Here is a 21,421-nt window from a genome sequence, read left to right on the forward strand (position 1 = left end):
ACAAACGGTCCTTCGGGGCCGTTTTTTTATGGGCGCAATATACAGTTTACCGACTACCAGAAACACAAAACCCGCTACGTGAGCGGGTTTTATTGGAAGTCGGGAACGTTAACCGCGCCAGATCAGATTTGGACACGGACGTTCAACCAGCTGTTTGCCGGTGAGCTTTTCAATCAGCATCAAACGCAGCGCAAACGGCGAGCGGGTAAACAGGCAAAGCAGCGATTTCAGCTCAAAAGCCGGTTTGCTCTGTTCAGTCTGGAAACATTTGCCACAGTCGAGGCAGTTTTTCATGGTAGTCATGTTCACCTCCCGAGTGAATGACGACAATATCTTTGTAGCCTTTATAAGCTATTCGCTTACATTATCGACAAAGATAGCACTGGCTATACTCTTTAGCCAACACTATTTAGGAAAAATTTGTGCTTATTTGTGCCTGGTTTACAATGAGCGCAGCCAGCCCGCACCGCAGGTAAAGTGCGGCAGATAATAAAGAGGAAGTTAGATGAGTCGTCGTGCAAAAATCGCCACCAACATGCCCCAGGGCCCGCTAAAAGAGATAGAGGAGCATGTCGAAGGATTTCGTCAGGTGCGTGAGGCGCATCGTCGTGAGCTGATCGATGACTATGTAGAATTAATCTCTGATTTGATTCGTGAATTTGGCGAAGCGCGTCAGGTGGATATGGCCGCACGTTTGGGCGTTTCCCAGCCAACCGTGGCGAAAATGCTGAAGCGTTTGGGTACCACCGGTTTAGTCGAGCAAGTGCCGTATCGCGGTGTGTTCCTCACTGCCGAAGGTGAGAAGCTGGCGGAAGCGAGCCGCGTTCGCCACCATATTGTTGAAACCTTCCTGTTGGCGCTGGGTGTTAGCCCGGAAACCGCGCGCCGTGATTCAGAAGGCCTGGAGCATCACGTCAGTGATGAAACCCTGGCCGTGTTCCAGAAATTCTACGAGAGTCGCTAACTACAAGGCCTTCCACCATCATGCCCAATCTGCTTCGTTCCTTAATGCGCGATCGTATTTTGCATTTGTTGTTGCTTTTAGGTGTGATTATGTTGCCGCTGGCGAAATTCCGCTGGTCGCAATTGCCTGCCGCGGTGGACTGGCACACTATCATGACGCTTACCGGCCTATTGATGCTGACCAAAGGATTAGAAAACAGCGGCTATTTTGATGTGCTCGGCGCGCGCTTGATCCAACGCTTTCAACATGAACGCACGCTGGCGCTGTTTATGGTGTGCGCCGCCGCGTTGCTCTCTACTTTTCTCACCAACGATGTTGCGCTGTTTATTCTGGTGCCACTGACGCTGACGTTGCGCAAATTCTCGCGCTTGCCGATTTCCCGTCTGATCATTTTCGAAGCGCTGGCGGTGAATGCAGGTTCCTTACTGACGCCGGTCGGTAACCCGCAAAACATTCTGTTGTGGAGTCACGGCACACTCAGCGTACCCGGTTTCATTGCGCAAATGGCGCCGCTCGCGGCATTTTTAATGCTCACGCTGATGGCGCTGACGTGGTGGAGTTTCCCGGCGCGCATAATCCAGAAACATGAACAAACCGAAAGCCAAACATGGTACAAGCCGCTGTTCACGATTAGCGTGCTGCTGTACATCGTGTTTATCGTGGCGCTCGAGCTGAAAATGACCGGCTGGGCGTTGCTGCTGGTGGCGGCCTGTTTCCTGATCATGGCGCGCAGCGTGTTAATCAGCATCGACTGGAGTTTGCTGCTGGTGTTCGTGGCGATGTTTATCGATGTTTTCCTGTTGATGCATCTGCCCTGGCTGCAGCCGCATTTTGCCGCTATTGGCCAGCTCGGCGAGGGCGGACTCTATCTGCTGGCCATAGGCCTGTCGCAATTCATCAGTAACGTGCCCGCCACCATTCTGCTTTTGCAGAAAGTGCCACCGTCCGACCTGCTGGCGTGGGCGGTAAATATCGGTGGATTTGGCTTATTGCCAGGATCGCTCGCCAACCTAATTGCCTTGCGCATGGCGCAGGATGCGCGCGTTTGGTGGCGTTTCCATTTGTTTTCCATCCCGATGTTAGCCTGGTCGATGTTGGGCGGATGGCTGCTGTTACACCTGATCCGTTAGCGCGACGCCAATGTCGGCTTGTGTAAAGTTGCATTGGCATTTGTCAATTTCCCATCTAAGGTTATGTTGACCGTTTTTGCCCGGCAATCGGGACAACCGCCTACGATGAAAAATTATGGAAAACAAGAATCAACCGTCTGAACGCGATCAGCAGGATCCGCAAAACACCTCGAATACCCATCAAGATAACAATGAACCAGAACGTAAACGTCCCGGAAAGAAGCCACTGATTTTTCTCGCCATTGTGGTGGTGATCATGATCGTGGTGGGATTATGGTTCTGGCTCACCACACGCAATATTGAAAGCACGGATGATGCCTTTACCGAAGGCAATGCCGTTACTATCGCGCCGAAAGCGGCCGGTTACGTGGTCAAGCTGCTGGTGCGCGATAACCAGCGCGTGAAGCAGGGCGATTTGCTGGTGGAGATCGATGCACGCGACAGTGAAGCGCAGCGCGATCAGGCCAAAGCCCAGCTTGGTCTGGCACAGGCGCAGCTGCATCAGGCGCAGGCGCAGTTAGCTTTGTCTCGCGTGCAGTATCCGGCGCAGCGCGATCAGGCACTCGCCGACCAGGCTAAAGCGCAGGCAAATTTACTTAATGCACAGGCTGATTATCGTCGCCAGCGCGGTGTTGATCCGCGTGCCACATCTCAGCGCAATATTGATACTGCCGCCGCGCAGCTGCGTTCGGCTGAAGCGCAACTGCAAAGCGCTAAAGCGCAGGTTGAAGTGGCTTCTCAGGTGAAGCTGCAAATCCGGCAGCAGGAAACCAATGTTGAAGCGCGTGAGCAGCAGGTTGAGCAGGCGCAGGCGCAGCTCAACACCGCCGAATTGAATCTCTCCTATACCCAGGTTCGCGCGCCATACGATGGCTTCGTCACCAAGCGTAACGTGCATCTCGGCACATTGGTGCAGGCCGGCAGCGCGCTGTTCTCGCTGGTTTCGCCTGAAATCTGGATTAATGCCAACTTCAAAGAGTCGCAGCTGGCGCGTATGAAGCCGGGCGACAAAGTGGAAATTAGCGTTGATGCCTGGCCGGATATGAAGCTGGAAGGGCACGTGGATAGCGTGCAGATGGGATCCGGTTCACGCTTCTCCACCTTCCCGGCGGAAAACGCCACCGGCAACTACGTGAAAATCGTGCAGCGCGTGCCGGTGAAAATTGTCATCGATAAAGGGTTAGATCCCAATCATCCGCTGCCGCTGGGCTTGTCGGTTGAGCCGAAGGTTACAGTGGAATGAGTGCGAGCGAAAGCTGGCGTCCGGCCAGCAATCCGTGGCTGGTCGCTATTACGGTGACGCTGGCGGTGTTTATGGAGATCCTCGACACCACCATCGTTAACGTCGCGCTGCCGCACATTGCCGGTTCGCTCTCCTCCAGTTACGACGAATCGACCTGGGTTTTAACCTCTTATCTGGTCGCCAACGGCATCGTATTGCCGATCTCGGCGTTCTTCAGCCGCCTATTTGGCCGCAAGCAATTCTTCCTGATCTGCATCGTGATGTTCACCATCTGTTCCTTCCTGTGCGGTATCGCCACGGAACTGTGGCAGATCATTCTGTTCCGCGTGCTGCAGGGCTTTTTTGGCGGCGGATTGCAGCCGGTGCAACAATCGGTGCTGCTCGATTACTTCAAAGCGGAAGATCGTGGCAAAGCTTTTGGCCTGTCGTCGATTGCGATTATCGTCGCACCGGTAATTGGTCCCACGCTCGGCGGTTGGATCACCGATAACTACAGCTGGCGCTGGGTGTTCTTCATTAATATCCCGGTTGGTATTTTGACGGTAATGGCGATTTATCAATTGCTGGAAGATCCACCGTGGGAACGCAAGTGGGATAAAGGCCGCCTGAAAATCGATTACATCGGCATCAGCCTGATCACGCTGGGGCTGGGCTGCTTGCAGGTGTTCCTTGATCGTGGCGAAGATGAAGATTGGTTTGCCTCGCACTTTATTCGCCTGTTCGCCATGCTGGCGGTGATCGGCATTATCGGCGCCATTTATTGGCTGCTGTATGCCCGTAAACCGGTGGTCGATCTCACCGTAATGAAAGACCGCAACTTCTGGGTGGCGGGCTTGCTGATGGCGGGCATGGCGATGATTCTCTATGGCAGCTCAGTGGTGCTTCCCCAGCTGGCGCAGCAGGATCTCGGCTACACCGCAACCTGGTCGGGGCTGGTGCTGTCGCCCGGCGCGATATTGATTGTGCTGACGATACCCATCGTGCTGAAGCTGATGCCGATCGTGCAAACGCGCTACATCATTGCGTTCGGCTTCACCTGCCTTGCCAGCGCGTTCTTCTATTCCACCACGTTAACGCCTAACGTCGATTTCACCACGCTGGTGATGATGCGGAGCGCGCAGTCGATCGGCCTTGGTTTCCTGTTTGTGCCGCTGACCACCATTGCGTTCATCACCGTGCCGCAGCGATTAAACGCCGATGCCTCAGCATTGTTCACCATGTTCCGTAACGTCGCGGGCTCGATCGGCATTTCGCTGTCGACGGCGGGCATTACCGAACGTATGCAGACGCGTTCGGCCAGCATGGTGCACAACATGTCGCCGCTCAATGAGCCTTACAATCTCACGCTGCAACACTGGGCTGATTCGATCCGTAATTTCACCACCGCCGTGGGCGATCCACTGGTGCTGGCGAGCGGGCAGCTCTATCAGGAGATGATCGCGCAGGCACGTATTCTGGCGTACATCGACGTATTTATGGGCCTCAGTATTGTGGCACTGCTATTGATTCCATTCTGTTGGTTGCTTTCGCCGATTAAGAGCGAAGGCGGTGCAGGAGCACATTAAAATGAAAATGATTTCGCGATCTCAGCCGTCACTGACGTTGCTGGCGCTATCACTGTTGCTGGCCGGATGCGCGGTAGGACCGGATTATCAGCCGCCGCAGGCGCACACGCCGGGCGGTTACCACGATTTGCCTTCACAGCAAGCATCTAAGCCGCTGGCGGCGGCGACCAATCCGCTGTGGTGGAAAAGCTTTAACGACCCCCAACTTGATAGCCTGATTGAGCGCGCCATTGCCGGCAACTTAACGCTGCAACAATCGGTACTGCGTATTGCCGGTGCGCGCGAGCAGCTGGCGCAGGCACGCGGTGGCTTATTCCCGTCGCTTAACGGCTCGGCAAAAGTCACACGCCAGCAATTGGGTTTAAAGGGTTTGCTGAAATCCAACGGCGTTTATGACCAGGTTGATAGCGATGTCGCCAGCCAGCTTAACGGCTTAGATCATTCCGTTACGTTGTATCAGGGCAGCTTTGACGCCAGCTGGGAACTGGATCTGTGGGGCAAAGTGCGCCGCCAAATGGAAGCCGCAGATGCGCAGCAGCAGGCGACTATCGAGCAGCGCAACGATGCGTTGGTGTCGCTGGAAGCTGAAGTCGCGCGTGCCTATCTGCAACTGCGCGGTTCGCAGGCGGTGCTGGCGACCTTGCAACAGCAGATCGAGGTGGCGCAGCAAACCTGGGAACTGACCAAAAGCCAGCAGCAAAATGGCTTAGCGCCCACCACCGATGTGGAAAACGCCCGCGCGCAGTTGGCCTCACTGAATGCGCAGATGCCGCAATATCAGGCGCAGCAGCAGCAGGCGATGAACGGTTTGGCGGTGCTGTTGGGTAAAACGCCGGGCGCGCTGGATAATGAACTGATGAACATCAAGCCGCTGCCCGATTTGCCGAAATTGGTGCCGGTAGGCATTCCGTCCACGCTGGCGCGGCGACGTCCGGATATTCGTCAAGCTGAAGCCACGCTGCATGCGGAAACCGCGAACATTGGCGTATCGGTTGCTGACCTGTTCCCCAGCTTGTCGCTCACCGGGCAACTGGGTGTACGAAATACCGATGCCAGCTATCTGGATGACTGGAGCAGCCACTTCTTTAGTGTTGGGCCGTCGCTATCGATTCCTATATTTCAAGGTGGCCGTTTAGTTTCCAGCGTGAAACTGGCGCGCGCGCAGCAAGCCAGCGCGGCGCTTGATTATCGGCAAACGGTATTAACCGCGCTGCAGGATGTGGAGAATGCGCTGGTGAGTTATCGCGCCGATCAGCAGCAGGTTATTGCACTGGATGAAACCACCGGCGCACTGCAACGCGCATTTGATTTAGCCAGCGACAGTTATCGTCAGGGTATTTCTACGTTCCTCGATGTATTAGATGCGCAGCGACAACTGGCACAAGCCAAAGCACAATCGACGCAGGCGCGCATGCAAAGTGCGCTCGATTTAGTGGCGTTATATAAAGCGCTGGGTGGTGGCTGGGAAGCTTATCAAAATGTCAACCTGCCGGACTATTCTGTGTTTGGTCCCGCGACAGAAGTGCATTAATTTCACTTAGTAGCCGGTTAACCGCCGGCTTTTTTATCGGTACGATATGAAAAAAATGAGATACTTCTCTCATCCTCCATCAATATATTACGCCACATTGAAAATAGGTTTTTCGTTACACCATTAATCCTTGCTTACCTTTGTGCTCACTAATGCTGCAACGCGCAATAGCCGCTAAATGATTGTTTATTACCTGAGAATATTGGTCTGAAATCGATTCCAGTTCCGCCATAAGGAACAACTCTGGTTGTTAATTCAGGGTTAATTAAAGCAACCCTTGCCGTTTTAAAACGCAATGTAAGAATTAGGTAAGCAAGTTCAGATTAATCCGGGCAATAAAATTAATTTATTTTTTTATTTGAATTAGGTAATCTTGCCACTACAGTTTATTTAAACCCCTTAAGCAAGGACATTGTGATGAGTGACGCATTTAAAGTTCTGAACAACATTCGCACATTACGTGCGCAGGCTCGTGAACTGCCATTGACCGATCTGGAAGAAATTCTGGAGAAATTAACTGTTGTTGTGACTGAACGTCGTGACGAAGTAAAAGCTGAAGAAGCGCAGAACCGCGAAAAAGAAGAGAAGCTGTCTAAATATCGCGAAATGCTGCTGGCTGACGGTATTGACCCGAACGAATTACTGGGTGCTCTGGAAGTTGGTAAAAAGCGCGCTAAGCGTGCACCACGTCCAGCAAAATATTCTTACACCGATGAAAACGGCGAAGTAAAATCATGGACCGGTCAGGGCCGTACCCCAGCTGCGATTAAAAAAGCGCTGGATTCTGGTAAAAGCCTCGATACTTTCCTGATCAAATAATCCGCACAATCCTTGTAAGTGGGAGCCGGGGGCAAATGCCCCCGGCTTTTTTGTTATTTTTATTTCTGTATGAGCAACAACACCTTTAGCCCATAGCAACGTTTGCCTCTGGCGCAGAGGTGGCGTCCGGGTGCCCGCTTCTGGCATAATGCCCGCTGTTTTTTCCTCCACTGCGTAACAAAGGTCAATGCCGTGTTAGTTTCCAGCAATATCACCATGCAGTTCGGCAGTAAGCCGCTGTTCGAAAATATCTCCGTTAAATTTGGCGGCGGTAATCGTTACGGTTTAATCGGTGCGAACGGCAGCGGTAAATCTACCTTTATGAAAATACTGGGCGGCGACCTGGTGCCGACGGGTGGAAATGTTTCCCTCGACCCCAATGAGCGTATCGGTAAGTTACGTCAGGACCAATTCGCCTTTGAGCAATATAGTGTGCTGGACACCGTGATCATGGGCCACAATGAATTGTGGGCTGTGAAGCAAGAGCGTGACCGTATATATGCTTTACCGGAAATGAGCGAAGAGGAAGGCTATAAAGTCGCCGACCTTGAAGTCGAATACGGCGAGATGGACGGTTACAGTTCGGAATCACGTGCCGGTGAATTATTACTGGGCGTTGGCATTCCGGTGGAGCAGCACTACGGTCCGATGAGCGAAATTGCGCCGGGCTGGAAATTGCGTGTGCTTTTAGCGCAGGCATTATTTGCTAATCCGGATATTTTGTTGCTCGATGAACCGACCAACAACCTGGATATCGATACCATTCGTTGGTTGGAGCAAGTGCTCAACGAACGTAACAGCACCATGATCATCATTTCGCATGACCGTCACTTCCTGAATATGGTGTGCACGCATATGGCGGATCTGGATTACGGCGAACTGCGCGTTTATCCGGGTAATTATGACGAATATATGACCGCGGCTACTCAATCACGCGAACGTTTATTATCGGATAACGCCAAGAAGAAAGCGCAAATTGCCGATCTACAATCGTTCGTCAGCCGTTTTAGCGCCAACGCCTCTAAGTCGCGTCAGGCGACTTCGCGTGCCAAGCAGATTGATAAAATTAAGCTGGAAGAAGTTAAAGCTTCCAGCCGTCAAAACCCGTTTATCCGTTTTGACCAGGATAAGAAATTGTTCCGTAATGCGCTGGAAGTTGAAGCGCTGACCAAAGGTTTTGATAACGGTCCGCTGTTTAATAAACTCAACCTGATGTTAGAAGTCGGCGAGAAATTGGCGATCCTCGGTGCCAACGGTATCGGTAAAACCACGTTGCTGAAAACGCTTGTCGGTGAACATACGCCGGATAGCGGCACGGTTAAATGGTCCGAGAATGCGCGCATTGGTTATTACGGCCAGGATCACGCGGAAGACTTTGCTGAAGACCTGACGGTATTCGACTGGATGAGCCAGTGGAAGCAGGAAGGCGATGACGAACAAGCGGTGCGCAGTATTCTTGGCCGCCTGCTGTTTGGTCACGACGAGATCAACAAGCCAGCTAAAGTGCTGTCGGGTGGTGAGAAGGGCCGCATGCTGTTTGGCAAGCTGATGATGCAGAAGCCGAACATCCTGATCATGGATGAACCGACTAACCACCTTGATATGGAATCGATCGAGTCGCTCAACATGGCGCTGGAGATGTACGAAGGCACCCTGATTTTCGTCTCGCACGACCGTGAATTTGTCAGCTCGCTGGCTACCCGCGTGATGGAGATGAAAGCCGATCGTATTATCGACTTCACCGGTAACTATGAAGATTACCTGCGCAGTCAGGGGATTGTTTAAGTGTGAAAAATCAGGTGCGCATCAATGCGCACCTTACATATGTAGGGTCGCCATTTATGGTGACCTTATTCACCACAGACTTCACAATGCGCGTCCTGCGCCACCTTCATCGTGCGGAATTCTGCGCTCATCGCGTCGTACATCAATAAGCGCGCGCTAGCGGGTTGACCGAAAGCCGTCAGCACTTTCAAGGTTTCCATCGCCTGCATCGCGCCAATCACGCCAACCAGCGGCGCCATCACGCCCGCTTCGACGCAACTTAACACCTGCTCGCCAAACAAACGGCTAATGCAGCGATAACAGGGCTCGCCGGGCTGCCAGGTGAAGACGCTGAGCTGGCCTTCCATGCGGATCGCCGCGCCGGAGATCAGCGGCACCTTGTGCTGAAAACACAGGCGATTGATCTGCTCGCGGGTATCAACGTTATCGGTGCAATCCACCACCGCGTCGTGCCGCGCAATTAACGCGCTGAGCTGCGCGTCGTCCAGCTGAGCATCAATTGGCTCCAGCTGACAATGCGGATTAATTGCGTCTAACTGCTGCTGCGCCGAGGCGACTTTTGCCATGCCAATTTTTGCATCGCTGTGCAGGATCTGACGCTGCAGATTGCTCAGGCTAACGGTATCGAAATCGAGCAAGGTGAGATGTCCCACGCCCGCTGATGCCAGATAAGGCGCAGCCGCACAGCCGAGACCGCCGAGACCGATCACTAACACGCGTGATGCCTTCAGTTTCTCCTGGCCATCAAAATCAAAACCGCGCAGTACGATCTGGCGGTTATAGCGCAGCATCTCTTCATTGCTCAACTCAACGCTCATTAGCCCTCCAGCAGCGTATTAAAGGCTTCGATCTCCACCCATTCGCCGGGTTCGACATCGCCGCGATCGCGCTCAAGCACCACAAAGCAGTTGGCCAGCGCAAACGAACTGAACACATGCGAACCTTGTGCACCGGTGCTGCGCACTTCCAGCACGCCGTCATCGCCACGGCTAACAATTGCACGCTGGAAGTCGAGACGACCCGGCGATTTCTTCAAACGCTGGGTGGCGCGTGCGCGTTGGCGCAGCGGCATGATGGGCGTGGTTTGGCCGGTTAAGGTGGCCAGCAGCGGCTGAACTAATTGATAGAAAGTGACCGCCGCAGAAACCGGATTGCCCGGTAAACCGCAGAACCAGCTGTTTGCCAGACGACCAAAGGCAAAAGGTTTGCCGGGTTTGATCGCCAGTTTCCAGAAGGTGATGGCGCCGAGCTCTTCCAGCACCGCACGGGTGAAGTCGGCTTCGCCAACCGACACGCCGCCGGTGCTGATCACCACATCGGCCTGACGATCGGCTTCGGTAAAGGCGGTACGCAGCGCCGCCTGATCGTCGGCAATCACGCCGAGATCAATCACTTCGCAGCCCAGTTTGTTGAGCATTAACGCCACGGTAAAGCGGTTGGTGTCGTAAATCTGGCCTTCCGCCAGCGGCTGACCGACCGTTTGCAACTCATCGCCGGTGGAGAAAATTGCCACGCGCAGTTTGCGCAGCACGCTCACTTCAGCAATGCCCAGCGACGCCAGCAGCGGCAGTTCGGCCGCGCCGAGACGCACACCGGCGTCCAGCACCTGTTTGCCCGCCTGAATGTCTTCGCCGATGCGACGAATGTTCTGCGCGGCCTGCACCGGCGCGGTAATCACAATGCCGCCGTCGCGCTGCTCCGTTTGCTCCTGCATCACCACGGCATCACAACCGGCGGGAATCGGCGCGCCGGTCATGATGCGGATCACGCTGCCCGCTGGCCATTCGCCGTTAAACGGCGCACCAGCAAAGGCTTTACCGGCCACCGGCAACACGCGATCGGGCGCGATATCGGCCAGACGCAGCGCATAGCCGTCCATCGCCGAGTTATCAAACGAGGGCACATCAAGCGGTGAAAGAATCGGTTTCGCGGTGATACGTCCGGCGGCTTCAAACAGCGAGACGTTGAGCGAATCGCTGATCGGCGTCAGCTGTTGCAGCATCTTTTGCTGCGCGTCTTCGAGGGAGATTAATCCTGCGGTAAAAGGTTCCATGTCCAATTCTGCCTGGTTAATTTCAGATGCGGTCTATTATGGGTAATGCGTGGCCGTTAAGCGAGAGTTGGTGGTCAGGAAGGGGAATTTGTAGGGTCGCCATTTAGGGTGATCAGGAAAACCACTCACAACCAAAAAAGCATAATCCACAATAAAAGGTTATGACCGCGCAGGCAGTTTCTGCTTTACAAGATGAGGGTGCCTTTCTATAGTCGAAAATTGCAAAAAAAAGATGAAAACCATTCTAAATCAGTGTTTTTGGTTCTGATTCCTTCACAGGGTACCGGTTATGGCTAAAGCAGTTATCGCAATTCACGGCGGTGCGGGCGCGATTACGCGTGCTGCAATGAGCGCCGAAAAAGAGCAGCACTATCGTCAGCAACTCAGCGCAATCGTTACCGCAGGCCAGCAAATTCTGGCCGCCGGCGGCAGTGCGCTGGATGCCGTTACAGAAGCCGTGCGCCTGCTGGAAGAGTGTCCGCTGTTTAACGCAGGCAAGGGCGCGGTGTTCACCCATCAGGGCACGCATGAACTCGATGCCAGCATTATGGATGGCCGCACGCTGGACGTCGGCGCGGTCGCGGGCGTCAGCCACATTCGCAATCCGATTCTGGCGGCGCGTAAAGTGCTGGAAAACAGTCCGCACGTGCTGTTTATCGGTGCGGGCGCAGAAGCCTTTGCCGCAGCGCAGGGTTTAGCGCCGGTCGAGGCCGATTTCTTCTCCACGCCGGAGCGCTGGGAACAGCTGCAGCGCGCGCTGCACAGCCAGCAGATGGTGCTGGATCACGACGGTGAAGCAAACAGCCACAGCGACGATCCGCTGGACCCGGATCGCAAATTCGGCACCGTCGGTGCGGTGGCGCTCGATCTTCAGGGTAATCTGGCGGCCGCCACCTCAACCGGCGGCATGACCAACAAACAGGCCGGTCGCGTGGGCGATTCGCCGTTGGTCGGCGCGGGCTGCTACGCCAGCAACGACACCGTGGCGGTCTCCTGTACCGGCACCGGTGAGGTGTTTATCCGCACGCTGGCCGCCTATGACGTGGCGGCGCAGATGCATTACGCCGGACGCTCGTTGCAGCAGGCCACCGCCAACGTCATTCATGACAAAGTGCAGGAGCTGGAGGGCAGCGGCGGGCTGATTGCCATTGACGCCGCAGGCAATGTGGCGCTGCCGTTTAACAGCGAAGGCATGTATCGCGCATTCGCCTACGTGGATGGCGACGTTGAGGTAGCGATTTACCGCGACAGCTAAGGAGCAGGCATGACGGACCAACAGCTGCAGTTTGCGCCGGAGCAGGTTCTGGCGGTGCGCAATCTTAACGTGCGCTTTGAGCATGAAGGGCGCATTACCGAAGCGGTACGCAACCTGTCGCTCAACCTGCATCGCGGTGAAACGTTGGCGCTGGTGGGCGAATCGGGCTCGGGAAAATCTGTCACCTCGCTGGCGCTGATGCGCTTGATTCAGCAGGCCGGTGGTGAAGTGAGCGGCGAAATCCAGCTGCGTCGTCGCAATGGCGAGGTGCTGGATGTGATGCACGCGTCGAACGGTCAGATGCGCAACGTGCGCGGCGCCGATATGGCGATGATTTTTCAGGAGCCGATGACCTCGCTCAATCCGGTATTCACCGTTGGCGAGCAGATTGCGGAATCCATCCGTCTGCATCAGGGCAAAAGTCATCAGCAGGCGCTGGCGGAAGCACGGCGCATGCTCGATTTAGTGCGCATTCCCGAAGCGCAAAATGTGTTATCGCGCTATCCGCATCAACTCTCTGGCGGCATGCGACAGCGTGTGATGATTGCCATGGCGCTGTCGTGCAAACCGGCGTTGCTGATTGCCGATGAACCCACCACCGCACTCGACGTCACCATTCAGGCGCAAATTCTGCAATTGATCCGCGTGCTGCAAAAAGAGATGCAGATGGGGGTGATTTTTATTACCCACGATATGGGCGTGGTGGCGGAGATGGCCGACCGCGTGCAGGTAATGTATCGCGGTGATGTGGTGGAACGCGCGCCGGTGCAGCAGCTGTTTGCTGAACCGCAGCAGCCGTATACCCGCGCGTTACTGGCAGCGGTGCCCAAACTGGGGGCGATGCACGGCCAGCCGCTACCGGCTAAATTTCCCTTATTGCATGCCAACGGACGCGAAGAGCAGGCCGCGCCGCAGGACACGGTACGTCACGATCGACCGCCGATTTTGCAGGTGCGTGATTTGGTCACGCGCTTTGATATTCGCGGCGGCTTGCTCAATCGCGTCAAGCGTCGCGTGCACGCGGTGGAGAAAGTCAGTTTCGATCTCCATGCCGGTGAAACGCTGGCGCTGGTGGGGGAATCCGGCTGCGGAAAATCCACCACCGGACGTTCACTGCTGCGGCTGGTGGCCAGCCAGGGCGGCACCATCACCTTTGACGGCCAGCGCATCGATGCGCTGCAGGGCAATGCGCTGGCGTCACTGCGCCGCGATATCCAGTTTATTTTCCAGGATCCTTACGCCTCGCTCGACCCGCGTTTGACCGTCGGATTCTCGATCATGGAACCGCTGCTGGTGCATAAAACGCTGGATCGCCGTCAGGCGGAGAAACGCGTTGCCTGGCTGCTGGAGCGCGTCGGTTTGCTACCGGAACATGCGCAGCGCTATCCGCACGAATTTTCCGGCGGCCAGCGCCAGCGTATCTGCATTGCGCGCGCGCTGGCGCTCAATCCCAAAGTGGTGATCGCCGATGAATCGGTGTCGGCGCTGGACGTGTCGATTCAGGCGCAGATCATCAACCTGATGCTCGATTTGCAGCGTGAATTTGGTATCGCCTTCTTATTTATCTCGCACGATATGGCGGTGGTGGAACGTATCAGCCATCGCGTGGCGGTGATGTATCTCGGACAGATTGTGGAGATGGGGCCGCGCCAGGCGGTATTTGAGCAGCCGCGCCATCCGTACACCAAAAAACTGATGGCCGCAGTGCCGGTCGCCGATCCGGCGCATCGGCATCGTGAGAGGGCGCTGATGGTGGATGAGATCCCCAGCCCTATTCGCCCGCTGGGCGATGAGCCGGAAGTGGCGCCTTTACTGGAAGTGGCGCCGGGCCATTTTGTCGCCCGACACGCAATTAGTGGCGCCTGAGCAGCAAACAACCGCACATCTTTGGATGTCGCGCATGACAGGGATTACAGGAGAACGATAACGATGCACCATATTATGCGAAAAGGGGTTATCACTGCCGGTTTGTTGAGTTCGGCGCTGGCGCTGCCCGCGTGGGCGGCGAAAGATGCGGTGATTGCGGTGGCCTCGACCTTTACCACGCTCGATCCGTATGACGCGAACGATACGCTGTCGCAGGCGGTGGCGAAGTCCTTCTATCAGGGCTTGTTCGGCTTCGATAAAGACATGAAGCTGACCAACGTGCTGGCAGAAAGCTATCAGGCGAGCAGCGACGGTTTGACCTACACCATCAAGCTGCGCCCCGGCGTGAAATTCCAGGATGGCACTGACTTCAATGCCGAAGCGGTAAAAGTAAACCTCGATCGCGCCAGTAATCCGGATAACCATCTCAAACGCTATAACCTGTTCAAATATATCGCCACCACCGAAGTGGTCGATCCGAGCACGATCAAGATTACCCTGAAGCAGCCATTCTCGGCCTTCATCAACAACCTCGCGCATCCGGCGGCGGTGATGATTTCGCCGACTGCGCTGAAGAAATATGGCAAGGATATCGGCTTCCATCCGGTGGGAACCGGCCCGTTTGCCTTTGATACCTGGAACCAGACCGACTTCGTGAAAGTGAAGAAGTGGGATGGCTACTGGAAAAAAGGTTATCCGAAGCTGGATAGCATTACCTGGCGTCCGGTGGTGGATAACAACACCCGCGCGGCGATGCTGCAAACCGGCGAAGCGAGCTTTGCCTTCCCGGTGCCGTTCGAGCAGGCCAAACTGCTGGAAGGTAACAGTAAGCTCGATGTGGTCACCACGCCATCGATCATGCAGCGCTACATCAGCCTCAATGTGACGCAAAAGCCGTTTGATAACCCGAAAGTGCGTGAAGCGCTAGAGTACGCGATTAACCGTCAGGCGCTGGCGAAAGTCGCCTTTGCCGGTTACGCCACGCCAGCCACCGGCATCGTGCCGCCGAGCATCGACTTTGCTCAGAGCTATCCGGCGATCAAATACGATCCGGCCAAAGCGCGCGAACTGCTAAAGGAAGCGGGCTTCCCGAACGGTTTCGAAACCACCTTGTGGTCGTCGCATAACCACAGTACCGCGCAGAAAGTGCTGCAGTTCACCCAGCAGCAGCTGGCGCAGGTGGGCGTGAAGGTGAAAGTGACGGCGATGGATGCCGGTCAACGTGCGGCTGAAGTGGAGAGTAAAGGTCAGAAAGAGAGCGGTGTACGCATGTTCTACACCGGCTGGTCAGCCTCAACCGGTGAAGCCGACTGGGCGCTGACGCCGCTGTTCGCCACCACCTCATGGCCGCCAGCGATCTTCAACACCGCCTTCTACAGCAATCCGCAGGTGGATAAAGACCTTGCCGATGCGCTTAAAACCACCGATCGCGACCAGAAAGCTAAGCTGTACAAAGACGCGCAGGATCGCATCTGGAACGACCATCCGTGGATCCCGCTGGTGGTGGAACAACTGCTGTCAGCCAACAATAAAAACCTCAGCGGTTTTTATGTCATGCCCGATACCTCATTCAATTTTGATGAGGCCGATCTGAAGTAACAGACGCGGCCAGCCTTAGCGGGCTGGCCGATGCTGCGCAGGACTTCGCATGCTCAACTATTTTCTCAAACGATTACTGGGACTGATTCCCACGCTGCTGATTGTGGCGGTGCTGGTGTTCCTGTTCGTCCATTTGCTGCCGGGCGATCCGGCGCGCCTGATTGCCGGCCCGGAAGCGGATGCCTCGGTGGTGGCGCTGGTGCGTCAGGATCTCGGTCTTGATCAGCCGCTGATCAAGCAGTTCTGGCACTTTATGATCAATGCGGTGCAGGGCGATTTCGGCCATTCGCTGGTCTCGAAACGTCCGGTGATTGACGAAATTGCCGCGCGCTTTTTCCCGACGCTGTGGCTGACACTGAGCAGCATGGTGTGGGCGGTGATTTTCGGTATGGCGATTGGCATCACCTCGGCGGTGTGGCGCAATCGCTGGCCCGATCGCATCGGCATGACGCTGGCGGTGTCGGGTATTTCTTTCCCGGCGTTTGCGCTTGGCATGCTGCTGATGCAGGTGTTTTCCGTCGAGCTTGGCTGGTTGCCGACCGTCGGCGCGGATAGCTGGAAACACTACATTTTGCCATCGATCACCTTGGGTGCAGCGGTGGCGGCGGTGATGGCGCGCTTCACCCGCGCGTCGTTTGTGGAGGTGATGCAGGAAGATTACATGCGCACCGCGCGCGCCAAAGGGGTACGCGAATCGCTGGTGGTGGTGAAACACGGCCTGCGTAACGCCATGATTCCCGTGATTACCATGATGGGCCTGCAGTTTGGTTTCCTGCTCGGCGGCTCGATTGTGGTGGAAGTGGTGTTCAACTGGCCAGGCTTAGGCCGCTTGCTGGTGGATTCAGTCGAGATGCGCGATTACCCGGTGATTCAGGCCGAAGTGCTGCTGTTCTCGCTGGAATTCATTCTGATTAACCTGATTGTTGACGTGCTGTACGCGGCAATCAACCCGGCCATTCGCTACAAGTAAGGAGTCGCAATTGAAGAACTGGCGACGAGCCGCGGCATTGAAAACCATGCCGACTATCACGGAAAACCGGGTACGCACGCCGTGGCGCGAATTCTGGCGGCGCTTTCGCCGTCAGCATGTGGCGCTGCTGGCCGGATTGTTTGTGCTGCTGCTGATTGTGGTGGCGTTTATCGCGCCGCTGATTGCGCCTTTTGATGCGGAAAACTATTTCGATTACGACCGGCTGAACGAAGGGCCATCGCTGATGCACTGGTTTGGCGTTGATTCGCTGGGGCGCGATATCTTCAGCCGCGTGCTGGTCGGCACGCGCATTTCGCTGATTGCCGGTTTCTTCTCGGTGGCGATTGGCGCGCTGATCGGCACCGTGTTAGGTCTGCTGGCGGGCTATTACGAAGGCTGGTGGGATCGCATCACCATGCGCATCTGCGATGTATTGTTCGCGTTCCCCGGCATTTTGCTGGCGATTGCGGTGGTGGCAATTATGGGCAGCGGCATGAGCAACGTGATTGTTGCGGTGGCGATCTTCAGCATTCCGGCATTTGCCCGTTTGGTGCGCGGCAATACGCTGGTGCTGAAACATCAAACCTATATTGAATCGGCACGTAGCATTGGTGCGTCGGACTGGACCATTATCATGCGTCACATCCTGCCCGGCACGGTGTCGTCGATTGTGGTCTATTTCACTATGCGTATTGGTACGTCGATTATTACGGCGGCGAGTTTGTCCTTTCTCGGCCTCGGCGCGCAGCCACCCACGCCGGAGTGGGGCGCAATGCTCAATGAAGCGCGCGCCGATATGGTGATTGCGCCGCATGTCGCCATCTTCCCAAGCCTGGCGATTTTCCTCACCGTGCTGGCGTTTAACCTGCTGGGTGATGGTTTGCGTGATGCGCTGGATCCGAAATTGAAGACCTGATGGTGGTTTGGTCGCCCGTAAGGTCGCCATTTATGGCGACCTTTTCGACAACCGCACAATCCCGCCCTTAAAACGTTTCCCAATTGTCATTATTGTGCGCGGTGGCAGGTGCGGCGCGGGTTGGCGTTATCACCGGTTTCACCATCTTCGCCACCGGCGCAGCGGCCTGGCGAGCGCCGGTTTTGAAGCGGGCCACCGCAGAAGAGAGGCTGCTGGCCTGCTGTTCCAGCGATGCCGACGCATTAGCGGATTCCTGCACCAGCGTGGCGTTCTGCTGCGTGACGCGATCCATCTCGTTCACCGCCTGCCCAATCTGGTCGATGCCGCGACTCTGCTCATCAGATGCCGAAGCAATCTCGCCCATGATATCGGTGACGCGGGTGACAGCGCTGACGATCTCCTGCATGGTTTCACCGGCGCTGCTCACCTGTTGCGAACCGGTGTTGACGCGCTGCACGGAATTCTCAATCAGCAGTTTGATCTCTTTCGCCGCCTGGGCGCTGCGCTGTGCCAGATTACGCACTTCGCCTGCCACCACGGCAAAACCGCGACCCTGTTCACCGGCGCGTGCCGCTTCTACTGCTGCGTTGAGCGCAAGGATGTTGGTCTGGAAGGCGATGCCATCAATCACGCTGGTGATATCGGCGATTTTCTTCGAGCTGTCGGCGATATCGCGCATGGTTTTCACCACGCCATCCACCACGTTGCCGCCTTTGTCGGCGGTTTCCGAGGCGGTTTTCGCCAGCTGCGTCGCCTGACGCGCGTTATCGGCGTTCTGTTTCACCGTGGCGGTCAGCTCTTCCATGCTCGCCGCAGTCTCTTCCAGTGACGCTGCCTGTTGTTCGGTGCGTGAGGAGAGATCGTTATTTCCCGTGGCAATCTCGCTGGCGCTGCCAAAAATCGCGTCCGCGCTATCACGCACATTGTTGATGGTGCTGAGCAGCGACTGCTGCATGTGGTTGAGGCTGGCGGCAATCGACGCCATTTCGCTGCGGCCTTCCACCTGCAAACGGGCAGAGAGATCGCCATCGGCGAAGCGTTCCATCTGCTGTTGTACCAGCTTCATCGGTGCCAGCAGAATGCGACGCACCAGAATCCACACGGAAACCAGCAGCAGCACCACAACCACCGCCATTACGGCGACCAACACCAGCATGTGCTGATAGTTATTGTCATATTCCGCATTGCGCTCGGCCAGCAGCTGCACGTTCTGCTCACGCCACTGTTTGTAAGCCACTTCCAGATTGTCCTGCGCCTGCTGGGCATCAAGGTTGCCATAGGCGGCATAATCATTGGCTTTCAGGAACGCCGCCGACTGTTTCAGCAATTCAGCGAAGGCAGCAAACTTAGCGTCGACTACACTGGCTGAATCCGCACTTTGTCCGGCGATACGCGGCATGCTCTTATAGAGATCATAATGTTGCTTCGCTTCATCCAGTGACGCACCTGCGCTGATCAGCAGTTTGTTGATGGCGGCGACTGACGCTTCATCCGTCTGTTTTTTCAGGATACGAATGGCGACGCGGTTGATAATCACGCGGGTTTTCACCAGCGTTTGCCAGCCATCGGCCAGCTCCCGTTGCTGGTGCGACAACTGATTGCTGGTGGTGAAATTATGCTGTCCGGTAATCAGTGATGATAAAAACAGCGAGCCGGAAATCGCCTGCATCGCGGTGAAAACCACCAATATCATCATGATGGCCGTCACAATTTTCATTCGTTTAAACATAGGTGCGTCTCTGAGGAAGTAGGCTGATAGTGAAGTTATCGGTATAAAAGCAAATCGCTTAAGTGCCAGCGGGAAATAATTACGTCACAGGATGATGAGAGGCGGGAAAAAGCAGATGAAAGCGTTCAATTACGAGCAGGATTTCAAGCACATCGATTTTCGCCAGCAGCCAGAGCTCTATCAGGTGGGGCGCGGCGAGCAGGGCGTGTTGATGGTCGAACCTTACAAAAGTGAGATTCTGCCGCACTGGCGTTTTCGCACCGTCGAGCTGGCAAAGCAGTCTTCACAACAGATTATGCAGTTGTTTGAAACGTATCGCGCGCAGGACGATTTTGTCGGCATGGACATGGCGCGCAAATATATTCAGATGGGGTACACGCGTGCGCGCCGCTACAGCAATCATCAGGGCGGGCGGAAATATGACGAGGCGGGCAACGAATTGCCGCGTACTACAGAAAAAGAAAAGGCCGCTGCGGCGGCCGTTTTCAAAGCGTGCTGGGATAAACTGCGCGCGGATACTGACTATCTGGCGCGCAAGCGTGCGCACCAGCAGAAGTATGGTTAAACGCGCGTGCCCCACAGATCGTATTCGTCGGCGTGTTCGACTTTAACGCGCACCACATCACCGACTTTCACCTGACGATCGCCGTTCAGATAGACCGCGCCATCAATTTCCGGCGCGTCAGCCATGCTGCGGCCGACCGCGCCTTCTTCATCCACTTCATCAATCAGCACCAGCACTTCGCGGCCGATTTTTTCCTGCAGACGTTCGCTGGAGATCTTCTGCTGCAGCTGCATGAAGCGATCAAAACGATCCTGCTTCACGTCATCCGGTACCTGATCCGGCAACTGGTTGGCGGTTGCGCCATCTACCGGGCTGTACTGGAAGCAGCCAACGCGATCGAGGCGCGCTTCCTGCAGGAAGTCGAGTAGCATCTGGAAATCGTCTTCGGTTTCACCGGGGAAGCCGACAATAAAGGTTGAACGCAGCGTCAGCTCTGGGCAGATTTCACGCCAGCGCTTAATGCGCTCCAGCGTACGCTCTACCGCGCCCGGACGCTTCATCAGCTTGAGGATGCGCGGGCTGGCGTGCTGCAGCGGAATGTCGAGGTACGGCAGAATTTTGCCTTCAGCCATCAGCGGAATAACGTCATCCACATGCGGATACGGATAAACGTAGTGCAGACGTACCCACACGCCGAGTTTGGCTAACTGCTCGCACAGGCTCACCATGCTGGTTTTCACTGGCGATCCGTTCCAGAAACCGGTGCGATGTTTGACATCCACGCCGTAAGCGGAGGTGTCTTGTGAGATCACCAGCAGCTCTTTCACGCCGGCTTCGACCAGACGTTTGGCTTCGTCGAGCACTGAACCAATTGGGCGGCTATCCAGATCGCCACGCATCGATGGAATGATGCAGAAGGTGCAGCGATGGTTGCAGCCTTCGGAAATTTTCAGGTAGGCGTAATGGCGCGGCGTCAGTTTGACGCCTTGCTCTGGCACCAGGCTGAGGAACGGGTTGTGCTCCGGCTTAGGCACATAGGTGTGCACGTGCGAAAGCACCTGCTCGTAGCTGTGCGGGCCGGTGATTTCCAGCACCTTTGGATGCACTTCGCGGATCTGATCCACTTTGGCACCGAGGCAGCCGGTGACGATCACTTTGCCGTTTTCGTTCAGCGCTTCACCAATTGCTTCCAGAGATTCCTGTACGGCGCTATCAATAAATCCACAGGTGTTAACGATGACGATCTCCGCATCATCGTAGCGTGGCACCACGTCATAGCCTTCGGTACGCAGTTCCGTCAGGATGCGTTCAGAGTCGACGAGGTTTTTCGGACAGCCGAGGGAGACGAACCCCACGCGCGGTGGATTTTTGACTTGGCTCATAAGGTTAAAAATTCATCATAATTAGTGTGGATAGGGGGGCGATTGTACAGAGGTTGCAGAGGAAAATGTATAGGCTGTGTAAGAATCTCCTTATCGACAACCAATGTGC

General features: G+C 55.6%; 18 protein-coding genes. 13 read left to right on the forward strand and 5 right to left on the reverse strand.

Annotation, left to right across the window (positions count from 1 at the left end; all coding sequences use genetic code 11):
• Nucleotides 1-108 precede the first annotated feature (108 nt).
• Nucleotides 109-303: a hypothetical protein gene (locus tag AC6I8A_RS06790; RefSeq protein ID WP_097094437.1), complete on the reverse strand. Its 195-nt coding sequence runs from the start codon at nt 301-303 to the stop codon at nt 109-111.
• A gap of 202 nt (nt 304-505) precedes the next feature.
• Between AC6I8A_RS06790 and mntR the strand changes: the two genes are divergently transcribed.
• From mntR to AC6I8A_RS06825, 7 genes are all read left to right on the forward strand, one after another.
• Entirely contained in the window at nt 506-964 is a 459-nt protein-coding gene (gene mntR / locus AC6I8A_RS06795) for a manganese-binding transcriptional regulator MntR (protein ID WP_008102536.1), read from the forward strand.
• 20 nt (nt 965-984) lie between these two features.
• Nucleotides 985-2,094: an SLC13 family permease gene (locus AC6I8A_RS06800; protein WP_497818230.1), complete on the forward strand. Its 1,110-nt coding sequence runs from the start codon at nt 985-987 to the stop codon at nt 2,092-2,094.
• 115 nt (nt 2,095-2,209) lie between these two features.
• Nucleotides 2,210-3,337, forward strand: a complete 1,128-nt coding sequence (locus AC6I8A_RS06805) for an HlyD family secretion protein (RefSeq protein ID WP_312184234.1) — start codon at nt 2,210-2,212, stop codon at nt 3,335-3,337.
• Nucleotides 3,334-4,902: a DHA2 family efflux MFS transporter permease subunit gene (locus AC6I8A_RS06810; RefSeq protein WP_154153149.1), complete on the forward strand. Its 1,569-nt coding sequence runs from the start codon at nt 3,334-3,336 to the stop codon at nt 4,900-4,902. The genes AC6I8A_RS06805 and AC6I8A_RS06810 overlap by 4 nt, the downstream gene beginning before the upstream one ends.
• Before the next feature lies 1 nt (nt 4,903).
• Complete coding sequence (locus AC6I8A_RS06815; protein ID WP_497818231.1) at nt 4,904-6,433, forward strand: efflux transporter outer membrane subunit; 1,530 nt, start codon at nt 4,904-4,906, stop codon at nt 6,431-6,433.
• Nucleotides 6,434-6,850: 417 nt separating this feature from the next.
• On the forward strand, nt 6,851-7,252 hold the full coding sequence (locus AC6I8A_RS06820) for an H-NS family histone-like protein (RefSeq protein WP_497818232.1): 402 nt from the start codon (nt 6,851-6,853) through the stop codon (nt 7,250-7,252).
• 192 nt (nt 7,253-7,444) lie between these two features.
• Nucleotides 7,445-9,037: an ABC-F family ATPase gene (locus tag AC6I8A_RS06825; RefSeq protein ID WP_008102523.1), complete on the forward strand. Its 1,593-nt coding sequence runs from the start codon at nt 7,445-7,447 to the stop codon at nt 9,035-9,037.
• A gap of 65 nt (nt 9,038-9,102) precedes the next feature.
• Here AC6I8A_RS06825 and moeB read toward each other — a convergent pair whose 3' ends face one another.
• Together moeB and moeA are read right to left on the reverse strand one after the other, a co-directional pair.
• Nucleotides 9,103-9,855, reverse strand: coding sequence for a molybdopterin-synthase adenylyltransferase MoeB (gene moeB, locus AC6I8A_RS06830; protein WP_497818233.1), 753 nt, complete (start codon nt 9,853-9,855; stop codon nt 9,103-9,105).
• Entirely contained in the window at nt 9,855-11,090 is a 1,236-nt protein-coding gene (gene moeA / locus AC6I8A_RS06835) for a molybdopterin molybdotransferase MoeA (RefSeq protein WP_497818234.1), read from the reverse strand. Before moeA ends, moeB begins: the two co-directional genes overlap by 1 nt.
• A gap of 289 nt (nt 11,091-11,379) precedes the next feature.
• On the opposite strand from moeA, the gene AC6I8A_RS06840 reads away from it, so the two are divergent.
• From AC6I8A_RS06840 to gsiD, 5 genes are all read left to right on the forward strand, one after another.
• Nucleotides 11,380-12,345 (forward strand): isoaspartyl peptidase/L-asparaginase family protein, encoded by a 966-nt coding sequence (locus tag AC6I8A_RS06840; protein WP_497818235.1) that lies wholly within the window; start codon nt 11,380-11,382, stop codon nt 12,343-12,345.
• 9 nt (nt 12,346-12,354) lie between these two features.
• On the forward strand, nt 12,355-14,211 hold the full coding sequence (gene gsiA / locus AC6I8A_RS06845) for a glutathione ABC transporter ATP-binding protein GsiA (RefSeq protein ID WP_497818236.1): 1,857 nt from the start codon (nt 12,355-12,357) through the stop codon (nt 14,209-14,211).
• A gap of 63 nt (nt 14,212-14,274) precedes the next feature.
• Nucleotides 14,275-15,810 (forward strand): glutathione ABC transporter substrate-binding protein GsiB, encoded by a 1,536-nt coding sequence (gene gsiB, locus AC6I8A_RS06850; RefSeq protein ID WP_497818237.1) that lies wholly within the window; start codon nt 14,275-14,277, stop codon nt 15,808-15,810.
• Between the two features lie 49 nt (nt 15,811-15,859).
• Nucleotides 15,860-16,780, forward strand: a complete 921-nt coding sequence (gsiC, locus tag AC6I8A_RS06855; RefSeq protein WP_256696050.1) for a glutathione ABC transporter permease GsiC — start codon at nt 15,860-15,862, stop codon at nt 16,778-16,780.
• 10 nt (nt 16,781-16,790) lie between these two features.
• The gene (gene gsiD, locus AC6I8A_RS06860; RefSeq protein ID WP_061717201.1) at nt 16,791-17,696 is read left to right on the forward strand and encodes a glutathione ABC transporter permease GsiD; all 906 of its coding nucleotides are present in this window, start codon (nt 16,791-16,793) and stop codon (nt 17,694-17,696) included.
• 67 nt (nt 17,697-17,763) lie between these two features.
• Here the strand turns inward: gsiD and AC6I8A_RS06865 are convergent, their stop codons facing one another.
• Nucleotides 17,764-19,425, reverse strand: coding sequence for a methyl-accepting chemotaxis protein (locus AC6I8A_RS06865; RefSeq protein WP_479486868.1), 1,662 nt, complete (start codon nt 19,423-19,425; stop codon nt 17,764-17,766).
• A 115-nt stretch (nt 19,426-19,540) separates the two neighbouring features.
• Between AC6I8A_RS06865 and AC6I8A_RS06870 the strand changes: the two genes are divergently transcribed.
• Entirely contained in the window at nt 19,541-19,990 is a 450-nt protein-coding gene (locus AC6I8A_RS06870) for a DUF4385 domain-containing protein (protein WP_293795882.1), read from the forward strand.
• Here the strand turns inward: AC6I8A_RS06870 and rimO are convergent.
• Nucleotides 19,987-21,312, reverse strand: coding sequence for a 30S ribosomal protein S12 methylthiotransferase RimO (gene rimO, locus AC6I8A_RS06875; RefSeq protein ID WP_256696053.1), 1,326 nt, complete (start codon nt 21,310-21,312; stop codon nt 19,987-19,989). The two genes, AC6I8A_RS06870 and rimO, sit on opposite strands and share 4 nt — an antisense overlap.
• Nucleotides 21,313-21,421 lie beyond the last annotated feature (109 nt).

The organism is Pantoea sp. X-Soil-ISGK-275 (genome assembly GCF_059730795.1).